Consider the following 21209-nt stretch of genomic DNA (forward strand, 5'->3'; position numbering starts at 1 on the left):
TGCTAAGTATTATTGAATCGTATTTCGCACATAAACATACAAAGCCATATCCATTTCCCTAAATAATTTTTCTAAATCTAGCTCGACTTCACTTCCCAAAATATCCAGCATATCTTGATGATAATCAGTTCTATCTCCGAAAGGTCTTTTACCATCTGTATATGGCATTGGTAAAGGATAGCCTTGAAAATAAAATTGCACGATACCATCATTGATGACCATATCACGCCAAATAAGGTGATGTATGAGCTTAATATGCTGTTCAGTTAATTGAAACAAAAATGACTCTTTTTTATTATTTTCACAAAGATATTCTCCAGCATGGCAATTAGACCGAGACAACCATAACGGAAAAGCACATAAAGCCTCACTCATAATTTTTCTTAATTCATTTGAATTTTTTGATAACTTTAATGCGTGAGCAACTGAATCAAAATTTGGAAAATACGCCGCTATCGCCCCACTCTCGATATTTAACCAAGTAAACTTTAAATTCTGGATAACAATTAAATGCTGTGCATTTAATGCTATATCACCTTGATTATAAGCATCTTGCACATCACAACCAGTAAAAATATTTTTTAGTATATTCATTATTTTAACCATGTATCTACCCCTCCCAATCTATACGCTTATCTAAAAATGCATAATTTGAATTTAACTTAGGCTCAAACTGCAATTTCGCAAAATAATCAATTTTTTCTGAGTCTTCGATATCAAAGCGTTTCAACCATGCTTCAGCTCGATAGCCTTTAATCAATGGAATTTCATCAGTCGAATAATTACCACGATGTAAACTTCCTATCTTTTCAACACGTAGAGGCTTTAAAATCCGATTGAGCAAGACATAAGGTGCAGGTAAAGGATCTTCTTCAACAGAACCACCTAAAGGTAAAGTACCTGCTTGTATCACCACGCCAGTACCATAGTCATAACCGATAAACCAGTTCATCGGTAATTCACTATTTAAAGCTTCTTCTTCTTTTATTCGATTAAACCACCCGTAATTAATTGCCGTAAGCCAATTGACTGTTTTTATTCCTTTAATCAAGTTGTCTGATAATAAACTCGGACTTCCAGCATCCATTGCCCAAAGTTTACGGGCTAAAAAGGCTTCCGTAGGTTCATTCTTATCCCTACGAATCTGGGTCAAAATACAAGCATAACCTGCATAACCATGCCTTGCTTTTAAGCGTTGAGCACATTTAATAAAGAGATCAATAAATAACTTACTATTTTCACCGATCCAATCAATTGGCATAGAAAAGGTGAGTACACTTTGATAAGTTCCATTCTGTACTTGCCATTGACTGCGACCTCCAACAAAGAATTCCCAAGCTCCAATAGCAAACTTTTCTTTACCGCTGGTATATAAAAAGTTAAAAGACTTCATCGGGCTGTAATATTTCAAAATATTTCGAATAGGTTTAACTTTATCAAAAGCTATACTTGCATTACCTGCTCCTGAGGGAGGTTCATCTTGCCATAGCCATGTTAAATGCTCTTTAGCGTAGACTAGATAATCATCGGAACATTGCGCAATCGCTTCTCGCATTTCATCACTATAGCCTTCTTTAAAGTAAAGCACTGCACGAATCGCAGGAATCGCCCCCACATAGTCTTCACCACCTTGAGGTGTCAGCAAACCGCCACCAACCGCTCCTTTTTCTTGTTTCTCAACCCATGCTTTATAATCTTCTTCTTTTGTAAAGTGCATATATTTCTCCAAATTAAAATGCAGGGGACGGAAATTTTGGCATTTTGGGTATTTTGCCTTTTCGTAACTGCATTAAGGCAGTTAATGTTGCAATTGCTGCTGTTGCCCATTCAGTGACAGTGGATTTTCTGCCATCGTCACTATTACATCCACATTCATCTGGGTCTAACACTTTAACTTTACTAGCATCACCTGCTATTTTTCCATAAGAAGTTTCTTGATCTATACCAAAAACATCTGTACCAAACTTAATCTCAACCACATGCTCAATATTGTCTTGTGTAGGTGGTAAATTAGGATCTTTAACAATCACTACATCTGGTCGGCGAGTCATACCTTGCCCGCGTTCATACTCATAACCTTTATCGTTCAACCAATTTTTTTTAATCCATCCCCAAACATATCTATGTCCCTTGGTTAGAATATCTTTATCCATAATCGGTTCAGGTGGATCGGTATGCATATCATAGGTTATTTCAGGTTTATAAGGACTTTGATTAAACATCATCTCATCCATTTCTTTTAATCGTTCAGAAACACATGATTGATATAGGTTATTTTGTTTTTTACCTTTGTTTGGATTATAGTTGCAGTAACAAATCGCACTACAAAGAATTTCTTTATCTTTTGGATCAAGCGCATCGTTATCAATTGCCACCACTTTAATGGCAGGCATTTGTACTGGGGAAGTGACTAAAGTTCCTTTTGGCTTTCCTTGATCAGCCATTGTCTAGCTCATCCACTAAATATAAGTGAATGTCTTCCTCTGAAGGCGTATAAATCCAGTCGGTAAAACCGTCATCATTACTTGCATAAATGGTACTTGTACCATCTGACATGACAACCCGAACTCTACGGTTTGCAATCGGATGACCTGTATTTTGGTCAATTAATTGAAATCTTCCTGAATGTTCTTCAGGTGCAGGAACCGTGTCTTCATCATCATTTGGGTTGGCAATCAGACTTGAACCAAAAGGCGAACCAGCCTCTACGATCACCAAAAAGGTACTTGCTAATAAAGTTGCTCCACATGCGGTTTTCATACCAGCCAAAGCAACGGGTAAATCATTGGGTAATGTAAAATTTTCCGCACCCTCAATAATCGGAAAGACACCTTGGCATCTAGGGCAACTCACCATATACCCCTTGGCCGCCATACCAATCCCATTAATTGACATGGTTGGATGTCCTTGAAGAACAACGCCGCCATGATCGGTCTTACAACCTTGAACAATAATTGGTTTCATCATTATTTTCCTAATTTGTGTTTTTTATATAAAATGTAAAAGAACTTATATTTCTAAACTGTAGCGGAACAAATTATGACCATATTGATGAGCAAAACAAGATATTATTAAACATATCTAACAAAACTATACAAAACTGATTAAACCAATTAAATAGAACCGCCAAAGATGTCCAACTCAAATTTCCCTAAAATGCTCGATTATGAAAAATTAAAACAGCAATTTGGTGAACAAAAAACTGATCAGCAAACTCATACGCAGTATCAACAAACTGACGATACGACCTCACTAGATTCACTCTCAGATGACCAAACCGAAAACACCCCAAAACCACAAGGTTTAACAGGTACTCGTCTCCGTTCTTATGCTTTTGCAGTATTAACACGCAGAGAATATTCAAAAGCGGATTTAATTGAAAAGTTAATAACCTATGCGCAAGACCGAGACGAAGTTATGGGTCTAGTAGAAGAATTAGCGCAGAATAATTATCAAAGTGATCAACGTGTTGCTGAAATGACCGTACGCAGTCAAATGCGTAAAGGTAAAGGTCCAAACCGTATTAAACTCGCATTGAGAAGTAAACAACTGGATAAAGCACTGGTACAAGAGGATTTAGCTGAAATTGATTGGTATGAACAAGCTTACCAACTTAAAGTTAAAAAATACGGTACTGAAGTCGCAAAAGATCCAAAAATTAAAGCCAAACAGATTCGTTTTTTACAATATCGTGGTTTTGAAATGGATGCGATTATGAAAGCGATTTCCAAAAAAGAAATTGATTAAGAATAATCATGATATAGATGAAAATACAAACTGATCATGGATCAGAAAATAAGAATAAATAACAGAATAAAAGCAATAATCACAATTAAAAGAAATAGATAACGATAGGAGTATTTAAATGAAGACAATTGATTGAAAAGGTATTTAAAAAGAAGTAAATAACAATTTATTTTTATGATTTAGAAACTGGTGGCAACCCTACTAGCAAAACCTCGGCACATCGTATTTCTGATACCGTTGCTACCTTCCGGTCCTGGCGGGGTTTTCAGAGTACAATTGCGAAGCCACCAGCAGGGCTACCATTGCAATATCAGAGTATAGAGATTTTTTATATTCTTTCAAGCCAAACATTGTCATTTTCTCAAGTTATTCATTCATTTGCTTATTTCATCATCAATATATCTAAAAAGTTGGCAAAATCTAAACAGAAAGTACCTTTTTTCTTGTTATGGGAATAAAAGCGCCTGCTTGTTCTATACAAAAATCATTCACATTCTGAGTAGAATTAGCTGAAGTTTGTAAAAGCACCTTGCATTTCCCTTTTCAGCCGTTTTTAATGAGGTCAAATATCTATTTTCATACAGGCTTTGAAAGGTGCTGTATGTAAAACTTAACTTTGATGGATCTAAAATTATGCTAAAGAAGCATGCCCTGTTTTCTATTGCCTTACTCAGTTCAGCATCTTTATATGCAATTCCTATTGAATCTCGTGGTTTAAGTGATTCTGTATCGACACCCAATGCGATATCGAATTCTACTTCACCAATTGCTGGCAATATGAGTTGGGATTTAATTCAAAAGAATCAACAATTAGAAAATCAAATTCGTGAATTACGTGGAAAAATTGAAGAACAAGAAAACACCATTGACCAGTTAAGCAAAGAACTCACTAACCGTTATACAGACTTGGATCAGCGTCTTGAGTTATTAAATCAAAAGCTTGACCCTGAAAATAGTGAACAAACAGCACCCGTTGAGAATGCACCTACAGCAAATAGTACCAATGCACCTGCAAATAATGCTCCGACGAATACTGCACCAACGAATACTGCGCCAGCAAACAACAATAATGTTGCTCCACCGCAAACCGTAGCACCTACAACACCAGCCCCACAACCTGCAGTAGACAATACCGCCCAACCATCTAATACAACCAGCACGGTGAACAATAATAGTAGTGACCCAATCGCTTTAGAAAAAGCAGCATACACAATTGCGCTAGATGCATATAAGAAAGGTGGTGCTAAACAAGCCATTGCACCTATGCAAAACTTTATTAAAAATAATCCCAATAGCATCTATACAGGCAATGCTTATTTTTGGTTAGCAGAGTTCAATTTGGCGATTGACCCACCAAATTATAATGAAGCCAAAAAGAACTATGAAATTGTTGCTGCAAAGTTCCCCAATTCATCTAAAGCACCACGTGCGCTTTACCAACTTTATAGCATTGCTAAAGATGTAAATAAAAATGCACAAACAGCAAATGTCTATAAGAATAAGCTTTTAAAAACCTACCCAACATCTGAAGAAGCAGGCTACTTTAAAAAGGCTTAATGTTTGGTTTGAAAATAAACCACAAACGACAAAGTGTCTTTGTTCAATCACGCTGAGTTTGGCATCAAAGTAAATGGGGTTAACACTGATTTACTTTGATGCTTGATAAAGTAAATCTGTTACATATCTGTTTTTATCTTTTTAAAATCTTTATTTTAACCATTCAAATTATTTCAAACATGATCAACTAGAATCAGCTTGCTTAAATTGCATGAATATCAATCCCGCCAAAATTCTAAAAATTGAACATGAAACCAGCAACCGATGATATCCATACCCTTCTTATATTTGCTGTGACTTAACTTTTGCCAATACATCCTCTGTTCATTCAAAATGAGCGATGCTGATAAACACAGCAACGATGAACTAAATGGTCAATTCTGTATGTTTTTAGATATTTTATAAGATCGATTGTTAAAGGATATATTGTATGAATATTGCTTTAACTCCCTTTAAAAAATTAAAATCCTTCAATAAGGAATTGTTCTTATACTGCTCAGCTGAGATATCACTTTATAAATAACAAAACAGCATAATGCCTCACACCGATTTGCTATTCATAATCATCTAAATGTGCTGTATAGAAAATCATAGCGTCATTGATTCTTAGTTTTGAACGGTCACTTGTGAATATAAAACCAACGGTTTAAATAATAACATTTTGTTTTATTTAATAAAAAATATTAATTTAAATAGCTAGATTTGCTCAATCCTGATAAGAAAAAATTGTAGATCTAAAATTTACAATAAGATCTATCATGTATTGGGCAATAACGAGTATGCAAAAAAGCTGAATTAATCCAAATCCTAGTGACTTGATCATAAGCACCCAAACTAGCTACTCTCTATGGATTAAAATATTCAAAATTGAACAAGGAACTTGAATTACTCACAACCGACTTGATCGAATGCTATGCTGTGTATCGTCGATTTAAGCCAACCTGTTACACAAATCAAATGAATAGTTTGGTCATTCGGTTTAAAATGTAAGAATTACGAAACATCTATAAAATTTGTCATATTTTAACATTGCCATTTGTCGGCAAAATTAACATTATATAGCCCATACGAGGCACAACCTTTCTGCGACAATTCAAAGAAAATATAAAGTATTTGTAGAAAAACATGCCATAATATGCAAACTTTGCAGACATCTTGCAAAACTTTTTGCAACTTTTAAATTGGAGCAGGCTCAATGAGTTCGACCATTTTGGTCATTCACGGACCAAACTTAAATTTGCTAGGACAGCGCGAACCAGAGGTTTATGGTCACCTCACATTGGATGACATTAACCAGCAACTCATGCAACAAGCTCAGCAAGCAAATATTTCTTTAGACACTTTCCAAAGTAATTGGGAAGGTGCAATCGTAGATCGAATTCACCAAGCTCAGCAACAAGGTGTGCAATTTATAATTATAAATCCAGCCGCATTGACACATACATCTGTTGCTGTACGTGATGCACTATTAGGTGTAGCCATTCCCTTTATTGAAGTGCATCTGTCAAATGTACATGCTCGTGAAGCATTCAGACATCATTCTTATTTATCCGATAAAGCCGTAGGCGTAATTTGTGGCTTAGGTGCAAAAGGCTATGCTTTTGCGCTCAATTACGTGATCGACAAAATTCAATCTTCAACTTAAATCATAATTTAGGAATACGAACCCATGGATATTCGCAAAATCAAAAAGCTCATCGACTTGATGATTGAATCTGACCTTCAAGCGATTGAAGTGAAAGAGGGAGATCAATCGATCGCTTTAACTCGCCGTAATCCTGTGGTTGCTGCTGGCGTAGCCCCTGTTGCAGCACCAATCGCTGAGGCACCTAAAAAAGCTGGGCCGCGTGGTGCAGTAGAAACCTCTCCAATGGTTGGCGTATTTTATTCAGCACCTAGTCCTGGTGAAGCACCTTTTGTGAATGTTGGTCAAACTGTTTCTGCTGGTGAAACGCTTGGTATCATCGAAGCAATGAAAATTATGAACCCGATTGAAGCAACTCAAAGCGGCGTCGTTGAAGAGATTTTAGTTAAAAATGGTGATGTAATCCAATTCGGTCAACCTTTATTCCGCTACCGCGCGTAATACCTCGGGGGTTGATATGTTGCAAAAAGTTTTGATTGCAAACCGTGGTGAAATTGCTTTACGCATTACCCGTGCTTGCAAAACTTTGGGAATCAAAACGGTTGGTATCTATTCCGATGCCGATAAAGATTTGATGCATCTTCGTTTTTGTGATGAAGCTGTTTGTATTGGTCCGGGTGCGAGTAGTGAAAGCTATTTAAATATCCCTGCCCTCATTACCGCTGCTGAAATCACCGGTGCAGATGCTATTCACCCGGGTTATGGTTTCCTGTCTGAAAATGCAGAATTTGCTGAAATTGTAGAAAGCTCTGGTTTTATTTTCATTGGTCCACGTCCAGAACATATCCGTTTAATGGGTAATAAAGTTTCGGCAATTATGGCAATGCGTAAAGCTGGTGTACCAACAGTTCCCGGTTCAGCACATGCCGTAACAACCAGTAATGCATTGGCTGAGGCCAAAGAAATTGGTTTTCCATTGATCGTAAAAGCGGCATCAGGCGGCGGCGGTCGTGGGATGCGTATTGTTGAACGTGTAGACACGCTGCTTGAATCTGTTCAAGCAGCGCAACGTGATGCTGAAATGTGGTTTGGCGATGACACGGTTTATATGGAACGTTTCCTACAAAAACCACGTCATGTTGAAGTACAAGTTTTAGCTGATGGTAATGGGCATGCTGTTCATTTATATGACCGTGACTGTTCATTACAACGTCGTCATCAAAAAGTTTTAGAAGAAGCACCAGCACCTGGTTTACCAGAAGAGGCACGCGCTCAAATTCTAGATGCTTGTGTACATGCATGTAAATTGATGCAATATCGTGGTGCGGGTACGTTCGAGTTCTTATTTGAAGATGGTGAATTCTTCTTTATTGAAATGAATACCCGTGTTCAAGTTGAGCACCCTGTTACTGAACAAGTGACGGGTATCGACATTATTGAACAACAATTACGTATTGCAGCTGGCTTAGGTTTAGATCTTCAACAAGAAGAAATTGAAGTGAAAGGCCATGCCATTGAATGCCGTATCAATGCAGAAGATCCGACCACATTCTTACCTTCACCGGGTAAAATTGAAAGTTTCTATGCACCAGGTGGGGCAGGTATTCGCCTAGATTCTCATATTTATGAAGGTTATAGCATTCCTCCGTATTATGACTCTATGATTGCGAAACTCATTGCACATGGTAAAGATCGTGATACAGCGATTGCTCGCATGAAACAAGCTTTAGATGAAATGATTTTGACTGGAATTAAAACCAATATTCCATTGCATAAAGACTTAATTCTAGAAGATAAAAAGTTCTGTGAACGAGCGATGGACATTCACTACCTTGAAAAGCATTTGTTAAAACAAGTTCAAGGTCATGAGAATGATGCTTAATCAACTCATCTTCTAAGCATAAAAAAACCTCTGTTAATCAGAGGTTTTTTTATATTTAAGGGTTTATTGATTAAGGCAATACACGGCGCAAGGTCGCAAAACATTGATCGCCTTTTTCAGAAGCACAGAATGTTATGGTATTGGGATTATTCCATTTCACAAAATATTGAGAAACTTCACCTGATTGATCTTCTTTACGACCTGAACAATCCGTCTCATTATTTTCATATTTAATTTGCATAATTAATGCAGGTGGCTTTTCTAAAGTATTATCAGGAGATGGCTGATAATCATAGAGGCCGATAGACCACTCTTTGCCACTGTTTACGACAACTTCATTTGAACCTCGAAAGTTATAATATTCAGTACATTTTTTATTGTTTGGAATTTCCATACCCCATAAACCTAAAATTTCTGGGCGGGTATCTATGCGAATTAAATTCGCCGAACTTGTACTATTTTTGGTTTGCGGTTGAACTTTTTGATCTGCAAAAGAATGTGCTGAAAGACTAAGCAGTAAAGGAATAATCAGTGCTGTTTTTTTCATACCTAATCTGTGTAAAGATTTCATCAAATCTAAATTAGCATATATTTAAAATAAAGCATGCAAAAATAACCATATAAGAACAATCTTTATTGCTTTTAAAGCTTGATATTAATTTTGTAAGTATTTCTTAAAATGGCACCTAAAACTATTGATTTATAGATCAAAAAATATATTCTTAATTGGAATAAACTTAGAGTAGCTGAGTAATTGTATATAATAAGCTTATGGTTTAACCGTTCTAATCAAATAGGTTAGCAAATTGCTAGGAATAAGATTTTCAAATCAAGGACTTAAACAGAATATTTCTGCGTTCTCTATTGTTGCAGTAGTGATTTTCGTCTGTGCTTTAATGGGAATATTAGGCCGTCCGTTATTTTTCCTCGCAATTTTTTGGCCTGCCAATGCTGTGTTATTGGGCATGTTTCTTCGCTTTAATAACTTGAAAAACTTTGGTGGTTGGTTCGGTGCTTTTAGTGGGTTTATGATTGCCGACCTCATTACAGGTAATTATTTTTTACTCACTTTATTTTTAACCATTGCAAATTTATTACATGTTATTGTTACGCTCTTATTCATTCGCCTATTTAAACTCAATTATAAACAATACAATAGAGGCTTAACGTTCCTTTACTTATTTGCAATCAGTACTTTTGGTGGCTGTTTGGCGGCTCCAGTTTTTGCCAGTCTTACTGTGCCATATTTACCCAATACGTTTATGTCAATGGACCGTATCTGGACTGATTTTGGTATGTGGTGGACAGGTGAAATTTTAAATGTGATTGCCTTTTTGCCTATTATTTTGGCGATTCCAGAAAAGAAAGTTTTTAAAAATTATCTTGAAGAATATCAGCAAAAACCACTGCAACCAAAAACACTACTTCCCTTAGTGGCTGTGATTGTTTCTGTTATTTTAACTCATTTCTTTATTGGACCGGGCGCGATCATGTTTCCAATCGCAGCGTTGGTTTGGGCTTCACTGAGTTATAACTTATTTTTTGTTTCTATTGTTAACTGCATAGTGTGTATGCTGCTGTATAACAGCTTAACAAGTTACTATATCGCTCAATCACCAGATGCTTATTTGGCTACAACCATTTCTGTTCGTATTGGTTTATTAATGTTGGCATTGGGGCCACTCACGCTCACAATCATCAGTTTAAATCGTCAAAAACTTTATCATCAAATTTTATATCTTGCCAATCATGATGGCTTGACCACAGCGATGAATCGCCGCTTCTTTTACGAAGAAAGTGAGCGTGCTGTCACCAAGGAAATTGAAAGGTATCAATCTCATAGCGTGACCATTTTGGTTTTAGATTTAGACCATTTTAAAAAAATTAATGATCAATATGGTCATGTTGTTGGTGATTTTGTTTTACAAGAATTTACCCGACAAGTAAAAGCACAACTACGTTCAAATGATTTGTTTGGCCGTTTAGGCGGCGAAGAATTTGCGATATTATTGAAAGACTTAAGTTTAGAACAAAGTGTCAATATTGCGCAGAGAATTTGTAATAGTGTTTTTAGCACGCCAATCCATTTAGATGATCAACGTGAATTAAATATTAGCGTAAGTATCGGGTTAAGTTATCAAACTTTGCCCTATTGTGTTCCTTTCCAACAACTGATAAAACGAGCTGATGAGGCACTTTATCAAGCCAAAGAGAAAGGACGTAATCGTCTTTGTTTGGAAAGTAATTTAAACATTGAACGCACTTTAGAAGCACAGCCTAATTTACAAATGTAATGAGAATCTGCTGACATTTCATCAATGGCGTGTACTTTAGGCTAAATTTGAGCAGGCTAGAAATGACGATGGAAATAAATCCATATTAAAAATCACAACTTAAATGAATAAAACGCAATAGTGCAAAGGAATGCAATGAAATTTTCAGAATATGTTCAATACGATGGCTTAGGTTTGGCTGAATTAATTCAAAATAAACACGTTCAGGCCAAAGAGCTACTCCAAGTTGCTATGCAACAGGCCGAAAAAGTAAATCCTAAATTGAATGCCATTGTGATTCCAATGCATCAACAAGCTGTTGCACGTGCTGAACAGCATTCGACAACAGGAGCGTTTGCAGGTATCCCCTTTTTACTGAAAGATTTACACCAAGAATATGCAGGTGTTGCGACATCATTTGGATCAAATGCCTATAAAAAAGGAAAATATATCGCCACTGAAAACTCGGAGATAGTCAATCGCTGGGAAAATGCAGGTGTCATTACTTTTGGTTTAACCAATTCTCCTGAGTTTGGGATCAAAGGTATCACTGAGCCTGAAGCATGGGGAAGTTGCAAAAACCCTTGGAATCTAAAACATAATAGTGGTGGTTCTTCTGGTGGTTCAGCTTCTGCTGTTGCAGCGGGTATAGTCCCCATTGCAGGTGCAAGTGATGGTGGTGGTTCAATCCGTATTCCTGCATCATATTGTGGCTTATTTGGACTCAAACCAAGTCGTGGACGTACACCTTGGGGGCCGCAAATCAGTGAAGCTATGCATGGTGCAGCAATGCAACATGTTCTAAGCAAGTCTGTGCGAGATAGTGCAGCGATGTTAGATGCAACACAAGGCTCAGATCATGCTTCTTTGTTTAATATTCAAAGCCCAACAGAAAGTTATCTAAAACTTTTACAAAAAGCACCCAAACGCTTAAGAATTGGATTTTCAACTGAATCACCGATTGGCACTCAAGTTTCTAAAGATGCGATCCAAGCCATTCAAAATACAGCGAAATTATTAGAATCTTTAGGGCATCATGTAGAACAAGCCAAACCGCAAATTGATGGTATGAAACTGGCCAAAGATTTTATTACCACCTGGTTTAGTCAATGCGCATTTACAGTCAATCAAGTCAAACAAAAATTTGGTGCTAAAGACAGCGACTTTGAATTAGACACCTTGGCAATCGCTGCTTTTGGCGCTAAAGCTTCTGCTGTAGATTATATTAACAACCTCAATAATTGGGGTGTTTATGTCTCGCAAATGAATCGTTTTTTTGATCATTATGACTTATTTCTACTCCCTGCTACGGCCTCTGTCGCACCAAAAAATGGTGAAGTGAAAACACCTGCATGGCAAGTCCCTATTATAAAAGGCTTGCTTAAAGTAGACCAAGCGCATTTATTGGCAAAAGGTAAATTGGTTGAACAGTTAATTAAAAATAACTTGCAATGGGTACCTTTCACACAACTGGCGAATATTACAGGATTGCCTGCCATGTCCGTTCCATTGTATTGGAATAAAGACAATTTACCGCTCGGTTCACAGTTTGTTGCACCATTTGGTCGTGAAGATATGCTCTTACAATTGGCTGCACAACTAGAACAAGCGCAACCATGGATGCCAAAATACCAATCGATTCAGCTATAAACTGATGATGAACAAGATATTTTCAAAGCGTGTTGTCTTACGGAATCAATAAGAAAAAATTAATAAAATGAGTAACTTGGATTACTCATTTTATTGATACTTGTTTAAGTTGAGAACATGCTCTGTTGAAATCAAAACGCTGCTCATTTAAACTTTTTTTATAAATAAACACTTGCGATCACAAAGCTAAGTAAACAAATCGCTTCTGTAATCTCAATACTCGCACCTATGGTATCACCCGTGATTCCACCAATTCTTTGAATAAACTTAAAACGTAAATAGAGTAATGTGAGAATAAAAACCGTCGCAGTAATCAATCCAATCCAAACAAAATAACCACTCAACAATAAGCTCATGGCAAAAATAATCATTGCCCAAACACGTGAAATATATTGAGTAATTGAAGAACCCAAACCATTTTCACGCACATATTCTGTGGTGAGAAATAAGAATAACGGCGCTAAGCGCCCCAATACGGGAAATAAGATTAAGGCAGTATATTGTTGTTTTTGCAAAAGAACGTATAAGGCAGACCATTTAAGCAAACACATAACAATCAAACTGAGCACCCCAATTGGGCCACTCGTAGGATCTTTCATTATTTTTAAGGTACGTTGTTTATCTCCAAAACCACCGACCCATGCATCTGCTGTATCAGCCAAGCCATCGAGGTGTAAACCGCCTGTTAAGCAGATCCAAATGACGAGAATAATTGTACTGAGTAAAACCACAGGTAAAGCATGTAGCACATTCACAATTGCAAATAAAACACCACCAATGATGAGTCCCACCAAAGGATAAAACAACACCGACTGTGCATTTTGCTGGAGTGATGGCATCGCTTTGAGCTGAATCGGGATGATGGTCAAAAACTGTAGTGCAATAAAGAATGGCGTCATCGATTTACTCCAACCACTGCAAATGCGCTGTTTCACTGTTTAAAACAAAGCGATTCAGTTGCCCTAATTCTGCTGACATTTTCAAAATATCATCTAAAGATTGTTGTAGTGCAATACATTTTAAAAGCTTAATCACACCTGCATGTGTCACGATTAAGGCTTTTTGAGCATGCGCTTGCAACATATATTGTTGAATATTGTGTAATGCATTTTGAATACGTGCATAAAAAGTGTGCAGACTTTCAGCATGTGGTGGTGTGAATTTTGTAGGCTGTTGCCAAAAATTCGCTAATAATTCAGGGGTATTTTCATAAATAGCTTGCGTTGATTGACCTTCCCAATCCCCAAAATGCATTTCTTGTAGTTGTTGATCAACGATCAAGGGAATATTGAATTGTTCAGAAATGAGTTCTGAAAATAAGCGACAACGCTTTAAGGGTGAAGTAAAAATCATATCCCACTGAGGTTGAGGTGAATTTAAAACAACTGAAGACGGGTCTAAGATTTGAATTGATTGATGCATTTGCTGCCAACCTAATGCGGTCAAATCATCATCGGTAGAACCGCGTAAGGTATGGCTGAGCGTGGTCTCTCCATGACGGAGCAAATCCAGTTGCAGTTTCTGTTCCATTTGGGTTGTCACTTGCCAGCCATCCAATTTAATTAAACCTTTTCACCCGTGACAGCCGCTTCAGCAAAAGTCGCCATGTTATTGTGTAAACTACATGCCAGTTTGATAATACCCAATGCTGCCCCTGCGCCACTGCCTTCACCGAGTCGTAAGTTTAATTTTAATAACGGATCTGCATCCAATTCCTCCAATAAACGACGATGACCATACTCAGCTGATTGATGTCCAAATAGCATCCATTGGCATACTTCTGGATTTAAACGAACAGCAATTAAAGCTGAAACAGTACTAATAAAACCATCGATAACAACAGCTAAACCCAGTTGCGCACAACGAATATAAGCACCCGTCATTGCAGCAATTTCTAAACCACCAACGGCACAGAGTATTTTAAATGGATCAGCAGCAACCTCATGCTGATGCAATTGTATCGCTTGTTGAATCACATCCTTTTTATGCTGTAGTTGTATTGCATCAATCCCTGTACCAACGCCTGTTAATTGTTCTGCTGATTCACCCAGTAATAAACAAGATAACGCTGAAGCTGAACAGGTATTGCCTATCCCCATTTCCCCTGCGATATAAATTGATGTGCCATGAGCAATGGCTTTTTCTACACTTTTACAGCCTAAATTCATCGCTTGAATGCATTGTTCTTCGGTCATCGCCGCTTGCTTGGCAAAGTTTGCTGTACCTTGCGCTATACAATATCGCTCAACACCTGCATATTCATAAATCTCACCGACAGAACCACAATCAATCACCTGTAAGGTTGCAGCATATTCCTTAGCAATCACACTAATACATGCACCACCTGTCGCAAAGTTTTGTAGCATTTGACGCGTCACAGCTTGGGGATACGCAGAAATCTTTTCCTCCATAACACCATGATCACCTGCAAAGATTGTAATCCAAGGGGTATCCACATTGGGTTGAGGATTATTCTGTAATGCAGCTAATTGCACCGCTACATTTTCCAACACTGAAAGAGAACCTGTGGGTTTAGTCAGTTGTAATTGACGTTCTTGGGCTTGCTTTTTGACCTCTGCATTTGGAACTTTGCATACATCTAACCACCACTTCATTATTTCTCTCCTTTTAAAATCATTGGAAACCCAGCTACACAAAACACCACTTTATCTACAATTTGTCCTAACTGCTGATGCAAACGCCCTGATTCATCGACAAATTTACGGGTAATTTCACCCATTGGAATAACACCTAAACCTGTTTCATTACTCACCAAAATAATCTCAGATTGTAATTGAGGAAGCAGTGCCAATAACTTCTGACATTGTTCTATTTGCATGTCAGGGTCTGTATGCATAAGTAAATTACTCATCCATAGTGTTAAACAGTCAACCAAAATCACTTGCCCCGCTGCATCATTCTTTTGCAAACACGCTGCTAAAAATAGAGGTTCTTCTATGACTTTCCATTTATTAGGACGTTGTGATTGATGGTGTGTAATTCGTTGACGCATTTCATCGTCATAAGCTTGCGCTGTCGCAATATAAATAACAGTTTTGGCTGACTGAATGGCTGTCTGCTCTGCCAAACGACTTTTTCCAGATCGTGCGCCACCCAATATTAACTGCATCATCGATTTTGCTCCTGAAATAAAGCCCGCTTAACGCTATGTTGATCAAATTTATGCTGATGCAAAGGATAAAGCTCACCTTGTAAAATTTTAGCTTTATAAAAACCAAAAGTAAGATGATCAATTGAAATTTCAAAAGTTTTTTGTTGCAATGCTGCAATAGTATTGAATATTTGTTCAGCTTTAAATTCAGCTTGATATAAACCTAAAGTAATATGTGGGCAATATTCCAGTGCCGCAATTTCCTGATGACTATTAGGATGACTTCTAGAGAATAGGTTTCTTATTTTACTTAGGCTATTTTCTACATCTAATATTTCAATAAATAACGCACTCTCAAAACTTTTGATTTGCCCTGTGCTGAGTTTAAACGTTTTAAAATGTGTACTTTCTAATCGTGCTAATTGTTGCTGAAACTGGTCTTGTAAGAAATCATCATTCCATTGCATGTAATCTTGTTTTAGGAAACCACAAATCCATAAAGTGATATGAAACTGACGTATATTGGGTTGCAGCAAATAATTGGAGAATTGTTGTCTCAACTGATTTAAATATGCAATAAGTTCAGGTTGCTCTATTTCTATGTACCATAACGCATAGTCCTCTCTCCCTTTGTGCCATTCAGGATAATCACGTGCTTTAGTCGGAATGGTGAGTTGATGAGCTTGTAAAAACACATTAAAAATACATTTAGATTTATGCTGTTATTAAAGCATGTAATGGCTATGTTTTGCTGTGATATTGCATGAACGCTATTCAGTTAGAGATGAATATTGTTCATTTGGTTTCTTAAATGACTTAAAAATAACTTTTCATCTAAATACAAATTTGCCTTACGAATGCAAAATCATATTTAAGAAGGTTCTCAGCCAGTATAGTGGTGAGGATGTGTTGGTATTTTACGATGCAAAAAATAGCGAATAGATCAAATTAAATCGCTAAACCAAGGTCACTATTTTTTATAATGATGTTTTTACAATATTGAATAATCAACACAGGCTCAAAATAAAAGGATTGAGCTCAGTTCAATATAGAGCTCAATCCTACGTTTCATAAAACTGCCTGAGATTTAAATTCAGTTCAGCTCTACTTTGATGAAATTTTCATTTTAAAACAACGAATTATTTACCTGGTTTAAAACTATCTTTTAAATCTAAGATACGGTTAAACACTGGTTTTTCCGCTGTATGATCATACTGATCTGCAACAAAATAACCTTCACGTTCAAATTGGAAACGATCTTCAGGTTGAGCTTGAGCCAAAGCAGGCTCAATAACCGCTTGTAGAACTTTTAAAGATTCAGGATTTAAATTTGCAAGGAAATCATCATCCGCATCAGGTGCTTCTTCGGTAAATAAACGATCATAAATACGAACTTCCGCAGGGATACCCTTTGTTGCAGAAACCCAATGAATCACGCCTTTGACTTTACGACCTTCAGGGTTTTTACCTAAAGTTTCAGGGTCGATTGAACATTTCAACTCAATCACTCCACCATTTGCATCTTTAATCACTTCATCACACTTGATCACATAAGCATGACGTAAACGTACTTCACCTTCTGGAACTAAGCGTTTAAAGCCTTTCGGTGGGACTTCTTCAAAGTCTTTACGATCGATGTAAATTTCAGATGTTAAAGGAATAACACGATCACCCATGTCTACATTTGGATGACGTGCATGGGTTAAATCCATATCTTCAGGAAGATTGGTCAACGTCACTTTTAATGGATTAAGCACAGCCATGCCACGTGCTGCTGTATTTTCAAGCGATTGACGAATACAGAACTCAAGCATTGCAACATCCACAATACCATCGGTCTTTGAAACGCCTACACGCTTACAGAAATCACGTAAACCTTCAGGCGTAAAACCACGACGACGCATACCAACCACTGTTGGCATACGAGGGTCATCCCAACCATTGACATGATTACCTTCAACCAATTTGCGCAATTTACGCTTAGAGGTAATGGTGTAATCCACATTTAAACGGCTAGATTCATACTGACGTGGCACAGCTTTAGAATGTACTTTCTCAACAATCCAGTCGTAGAATGGACGGTGATCTTGGAATTCTAAAGTACAGAGTGAATGGGTAATCCCTTCAATTGCATCAGACAATGGATGAGCATAGTCATACATTGGGTACATCTTCCATTTGTCACCTGTTTGGTGATGTTCAGAATGAAGTACACGATACAAAATTGGATCACGCATATGCACATTTGGCGATGTCATATCAATTTTGGCACGTAAAACCGCTTGCCCTTCGCCTAATTCGCCATTGTTCATTTGTTCAAAACGAGCAAGATTTTCTTCGATTGAAGCATCACGGTATGGAGAGTTTTTACCCGGTTCTACGAAGTTACCACGATTTAATCGAATTTCTTCTGGTGACTGCAAATCGACATAAGCATCACCTTGTTTAATCAATTGAATTGCCCAAGTGTGTAACTGATCGAAATAGCTTGATGCATAACGAGGTTCGCCATTCCAGTCAAAACCTAACCATTTCACATCATTGGCAATACCATCGACATATTCTTGTTCTTCGGCATCAGGATTTGTATCGTCGAAACGTAGATTACATAAACCTTCAAATTCTTCTGCAATCCCAAAGTTTAAGCAAATTGCCTTAACATGACCAATATGCAAATAGCCATTTGGTTCAGGTGGGAAACGTGTAACAACAGTTTGTGTACGTCCTGCTTCTAAATCGTCAGTAATAACTTGACGTACAAAGTCCAAGCCTGCCTGTTGTTCTTGCTGCACAGCATCGACAGGTGTAGTACTGGTTGTCGGGTTCTTTGGCAGTTCTGAAACAACATCATTTGGCTTCATAGTTGATAAATCACTTTTAAAAGTTAAAATAAGATAAATAAAAACGCTTTTCTGGAAATATTAACAAAGAAAATAGCGTTTTTGCTTGCTATGTAGTTTACAGTTTGCTTATGCTTCTCTCAACCAAAAACCCATGGCTTTTTGTCATGATTAGGAGATTATAGAATGAGTTTTCCTCAAGTCGAATTAAACACCAACAAAGGACGTATCGTTCTTGAACTTAATGCTGAAAAAGCGCCTAAAACAGTCGCTAACTTCTTAGAGTATGTTCGTGATGGTTTTTATGATGGCGTAATCTTCCACCGTGTTATTGATGGTTTTATGATCCAAGGCGGCGGCATGGACGAAAACTTCAAAGAAAAAGCGACTCGTGATTCAATCGAAAACGAAGCTGACAACGGTTTAAGTAACGATAAAGGTACGATTGCAATGGCTCGTACTCAAGCGCCTCACTCTGCATCTGCTCAATTCTTCATCAACGTAAAAAACAACTCTTTCCTTAACCATACGGGTAAAACAGCTCAAGGTTGGGGTTATGCAGTATTTGGTAAAGTTACAGAAGGTTTAGACATCGTTGAAGCGATCAAAGGCGTACGTACTGGTAACCGTGGTTATCATGCAGATGTTCCTTTAGAAAATGTTGTAATCGAATCTGCGAAAATCATTTCGGAATAATTAATCTCCCTAAATCCCTCTTTATAAAAGAGGGACTTTCCTCCCTTTTAAAAAGGGACTTGCGGAACGTTGTTCCTCAGGAGGGATTATTAAATAGGAAAATAAGTGACCTATCTGTTTATCGCTGATTTACATTTGTCACCTGATCACCCTCGACTCGTTCGGGGGTTTTTAGATTTATTACAACACTATCAAAATAAAAATACCCAACTCTATATTTTAGGCGATTGGTTCAATGCATGGATTGGCGATGACTACACTGCCCCATGGTTAGATGAAATTATTCACCAATTAAAACAATTTACAGATGTTGGAAACCATATTTACTTTCAAGTGGGTAATCGTGACTTTGCTTTAGGTCAAAAATTCTTAAATCAGTTTAATGGCGTATTCCTTCCAGATATTCACACAATTCATATTGGCAATAAAACATTCCGCCTTGAACATGGCGATGCTTTATGCACCGATGATATTTCCTACCAACGATTTAAAAAAATTATTCGGAATCCGATTGTTTTGGGACTTTTAAAAAGTACTCCACTTGGTTTTAGACAAAAACTTGCCAATGGTTTCCGTAAAAAAAGCCGTGAATCGCAGCAAAATAAATCCTATGAAATCATGGATGTAAATCAACAAGCTGTTGAACAAGCTCTACATAACGTTGATGTACTGATTCATGGACACACCCATCGTCCACAAATCCATGATGTGAATGGTAAACCTCGAATCGTTTTAGGTGATTGGCGTGAAAAAACATCTGAAGCCATACTACTAGAAGTCAATCAAAATGGTGATTGGGAATTATTCAAATGGATTATCGCAGCGTAGTTCTGCTTAAAAAAATAGTGATTTTTTCACATTAATTTCGCTTTAAAAGATTTAAAAAATTAAAATTGAGAATATAATATATCGAAATTTTACGATATATGAGATTAACTCATGGATGTATTAAGCATTTCAAAAACGCGTTATACCACCAAAGCGTATGATGCAACTCAGAAAATTCCGCAACAACAGTTTGAACGCCTACTTGAAATCCTACGTTTAGCGCCCTCTTCTATCAACATTCAACCTTGGCACTATTTTATTGCAGACCATCAAGCTGCTAAACAACGTATTGCAAAAGCCTTGGTTGGTAAATATAGCTATAATGCAGCTAAAGTATTGGATTCTTCTCATACAATTTTATTTTGTACCAAAGCTGACATTACCGAAGATCATCTTGCTAGCTTATTGAATCAAGATGATTTAAGTGGTCGTTTTAAAGATGAAAAAGCCAAACAAGGTCAAAAAGATAGTCGTACAGGTTATGTTGATTATTATCGTAATGAAAAAGGCGATATCCAACGTTGGGCTGAAAACCAAACCTTTATTGCGTTAGGCCAAATGCTCTTGGCGGCAGGCATTGAAGGTGTTGATGCCACACCCATTGGTGGTTTTGATGAACAAATTATCACTGAAGAGTTAGGCTTAACAGAAAAAGGTTTAATTCCTTCTGTCATTCTCACTTTAGGTTATCGCAGTGAATCTGACTTTAATGCCAAACTCCCTAAATCTCGCTTAAATAAAGAAGAAATTTTTACCAAGCTTTAACTACACTATTCAATATTCATGCAGATAATTGGAAATGCTTTCGAGGATGGGGATATGCTCCATTTACACATTAGTATCTAAAAGTATCTAAAAATAAAACTATAAAAACTTTTTTGTTTTTGTAGTTTTAAATACACCGTGTGTGCTATCGCGTTTGGCGGCAAGGATGCCGCCGTTGTTCGGAGGTACAGGACGTACCTCCCGAACAACAGAGGGCTTTTGCTACTTTTCGCCCGAGAAAAGTAGAGTATCGACCATACAAATCAATCTAAAA

The 21209-nt window shown here is 37.2% G+C and carries 21 protein-coding genes and 1 other RNA gene; 10 read left to right on the plus strand and 12 right to left on the minus strand.

Annotated features, from left to right (window positions below; all coding sequences use genetic code 11):
• Window positions 1–9: 9 nt before the first annotated feature.
• The 4 genes from ACY45D_RS09965 to ACY45D_RS09980 are packed head-to-tail and all read right to left on the minus strand — an operon-like array spanning window position 10 to window position 2964.
• Window positions 10–606 (minus strand): hypothetical protein, encoded by a 597-nt coding sequence (locus ACY45D_RS09965; protein WP_463106604.1) that lies wholly within the window; start codon window positions 604–606, stop codon window positions 10–12.
• Window positions 607–610: 4 nt separating this feature from the next.
• Window positions 611–1717 carry a type VI immunity family protein gene (locus tag ACY45D_RS09970; RefSeq protein WP_463106605.1) on the minus strand — a complete coding sequence of 369 codons (1107 nt, stop codon included), beginning with the start codon at window positions 1715–1717 and terminating at the stop codon, window positions 611–613.
• A gap of 13 nt (window positions 1718–1730) precedes the next feature.
• Window positions 1731–2444, minus strand: coding sequence for a VRR-NUC domain-containing protein (locus ACY45D_RS09975; RefSeq protein ID WP_463106606.1), 714 nt, complete (start codon window positions 2442–2444; stop codon window positions 1731–1733).
• A complete protein-coding gene (locus ACY45D_RS09980; protein WP_463106607.1) occupies window positions 2437–2964 on the minus strand; it encodes a PAAR domain-containing protein in 528 nt (175 codons plus the stop codon). The genes ACY45D_RS09975 and ACY45D_RS09980 overlap by 8 nt, the downstream gene beginning before the upstream one ends.
• A gap of 168 nt (window positions 2965–3132) precedes the next feature.
• Between ACY45D_RS09980 and ACY45D_RS09985 the strand changes: the two genes are divergently transcribed.
• Complete coding sequence (locus ACY45D_RS09985) at window positions 3133–3747, plus strand: regulatory protein RecX (RefSeq protein ID WP_463106608.1); 615 nt, start codon at window positions 3133–3135, stop codon at window positions 3745–3747.
• Window positions 3748–3943: 196 nt separating this feature from the next.
• On the opposite strand, the gene ffs is transcribed toward ACY45D_RS09985, so the two are convergent.
• Window positions 3944–4040: signal recognition particle sRNA small type (gene ffs, locus ACY45D_RS09990), an RNA gene on the minus strand.
• 337 nt (window positions 4041–4377) lie between these two features.
• Here ffs and ACY45D_RS09995 point away from each other — a divergent pair.
• From ACY45D_RS09995 to accC, 4 genes are all read left to right on the plus strand, one after another.
• Window positions 4378–5304, plus strand: a complete 927-nt coding sequence (locus ACY45D_RS09995) for a YbgF trimerization domain-containing protein (RefSeq protein WP_463109473.1) — start codon at window positions 4378–4380, stop codon at window positions 5302–5304.
• 1195 nt (window positions 5305–6499) lie between these two features.
• Window positions 6500–6949, plus strand: a complete 450-nt coding sequence (gene aroQ / locus ACY45D_RS10000) for a type II 3-dehydroquinate dehydratase (RefSeq protein ID WP_463106609.1) — start codon at window positions 6500–6502, stop codon at window positions 6947–6949.
• A gap of 24 nt (window positions 6950–6973) precedes the next feature.
• Window positions 6974–7390 (plus strand): acetyl-CoA carboxylase biotin carboxyl carrier protein, encoded by a 417-nt coding sequence (locus ACY45D_RS10005; protein WP_463106610.1) that lies wholly within the window; start codon window positions 6974–6976, stop codon window positions 7388–7390.
• A gap of 16 nt (window positions 7391–7406) precedes the next feature.
• Window positions 7407–8771 carry an acetyl-CoA carboxylase biotin carboxylase subunit gene (gene accC, locus ACY45D_RS10010; RefSeq protein ID WP_463106611.1) on the plus strand — a complete coding sequence of 455 codons (1365 nt, stop codon included), beginning with the start codon at window positions 7407–7409 and terminating at the stop codon, window positions 8769–8771.
• Between the two features lie 70 nt (window positions 8772–8841).
• On the opposite strand, the gene ACY45D_RS10015 is transcribed toward accC, so the two are convergent.
• The gene (locus tag ACY45D_RS10015) at window positions 8842–9318 is read right to left on the minus strand and encodes a hypothetical protein (RefSeq protein WP_463106612.1); all 477 of its coding nucleotides are present in this window, start codon (window positions 9316–9318) and stop codon (window positions 8842–8844) included.
• 259 nt (window positions 9319–9577) lie between these two features.
• Here ACY45D_RS10015 and ACY45D_RS10020 point away from each other — a divergent pair, with 259 nt between their 5' ends.
• Both ACY45D_RS10020 and ACY45D_RS10025 read left to right on the plus strand, forming a co-directional pair.
• The gene (locus ACY45D_RS10020) at window positions 9578–11065 is read left to right on the plus strand and encodes a GGDEF domain-containing protein (protein ID WP_463106613.1); all 1488 of its coding nucleotides are present in this window, start codon (window positions 9578–9580) and stop codon (window positions 11063–11065) included.
• Window positions 11066–11200: 135 nt separating this feature from the next.
• Window positions 11201–12694 (plus strand): amidase, encoded by a 1494-nt coding sequence (locus ACY45D_RS10025; RefSeq protein ID WP_463106614.1) that lies wholly within the window; start codon window positions 11201–11203, stop codon window positions 12692–12694.
• A 158-nt stretch (window positions 12695–12852) separates the two neighbouring features.
• On the opposite strand, the gene ACY45D_RS10030 is transcribed toward ACY45D_RS10025, so the two are convergent.
• From ACY45D_RS10030 to ACY45D_RS10055, 6 genes are all read right to left on the minus strand, one after another.
• On the minus strand, window positions 12853–13593 hold the full coding sequence (locus tag ACY45D_RS10030) for an adenosylcobinamide-GDP ribazoletransferase (RefSeq protein WP_463106615.1): 741 nt from the start codon (window positions 13591–13593) through the stop codon (window positions 12853–12855).
• 4 nt (window positions 13594–13597) lie between these two features.
• Entirely contained in the window at window positions 13598–14224 is a 627-nt protein-coding gene (locus tag ACY45D_RS10035) for a histidine phosphatase family protein (RefSeq protein ID WP_463106616.1), read from the minus strand.
• 32 nt (window positions 14225–14256) lie between these two features.
• Window positions 14257–15309, minus strand: a complete 1053-nt coding sequence (gene cobT / locus ACY45D_RS10040; protein ID WP_463106617.1) for a nicotinate-nucleotide--dimethylbenzimidazole phosphoribosyltransferase — start codon at window positions 15307–15309, stop codon at window positions 14257–14259.
• On the minus strand, window positions 15309–15827 hold the full coding sequence (gene cobU, locus ACY45D_RS10045; protein WP_463106618.1) for a bifunctional adenosylcobinamide kinase/adenosylcobinamide-phosphate guanylyltransferase: 519 nt from the start codon (window positions 15825–15827) through the stop codon (window positions 15309–15311). The genes cobT and cobU overlap by 1 nt, the downstream gene beginning before the upstream one ends.
• On the minus strand, window positions 15824–16501 hold the full coding sequence (locus tag ACY45D_RS10050; protein ID WP_463106619.1) for a 2'-5' RNA ligase family protein: 678 nt from the start codon (window positions 16499–16501) through the stop codon (window positions 15824–15826). Before ACY45D_RS10050 ends, cobU begins: the two co-directional genes overlap by 4 nt.
• Window positions 16502–16945: 444 nt before the next feature.
• Window positions 16946–18667 (minus strand): glutamine--tRNA ligase/YqeY domain fusion protein, encoded by a 1722-nt coding sequence (locus ACY45D_RS10055; protein ID WP_463106620.1) that lies wholly within the window; start codon window positions 18665–18667, stop codon window positions 16946–16948.
• 165 nt (window positions 18668–18832) lie between these two features.
• On the opposite strand from ACY45D_RS10055, the gene ACY45D_RS10060 reads away from it, so the two are divergent.
• The 3 genes from ACY45D_RS10060 (at window position 18833) to nfsB (ending at window position 20935) form a co-directional block, all read left to right on the plus strand.
• Window positions 18833–19342, plus strand: coding sequence for a peptidylprolyl isomerase (locus ACY45D_RS10060; RefSeq protein WP_463106621.1), 510 nt, complete (start codon window positions 18833–18835; stop codon window positions 19340–19342).
• Window positions 19343–19447: 105 nt separating this feature from the next.
• On the plus strand, window positions 19448–20170 hold the full coding sequence (locus tag ACY45D_RS10065) for a UDP-2,3-diacylglucosamine diphosphatase (protein WP_463106622.1): 723 nt from the start codon (window positions 19448–19450) through the stop codon (window positions 20168–20170).
• Between the two features lie 111 nt (window positions 20171–20281).
• Window positions 20282–20935 carry an oxygen-insensitive NAD(P)H nitroreductase gene (gene nfsB, locus ACY45D_RS10070; protein WP_463106623.1) on the plus strand — a complete coding sequence of 218 codons (654 nt, stop codon included), beginning with the start codon at window positions 20282–20284 and terminating at the stop codon, window positions 20933–20935.
• Window positions 20936–21209 lie beyond the last annotated feature (274 nt).

This window comes from Acinetobacter sp. BZX-2, assembly GCF_055179795.1.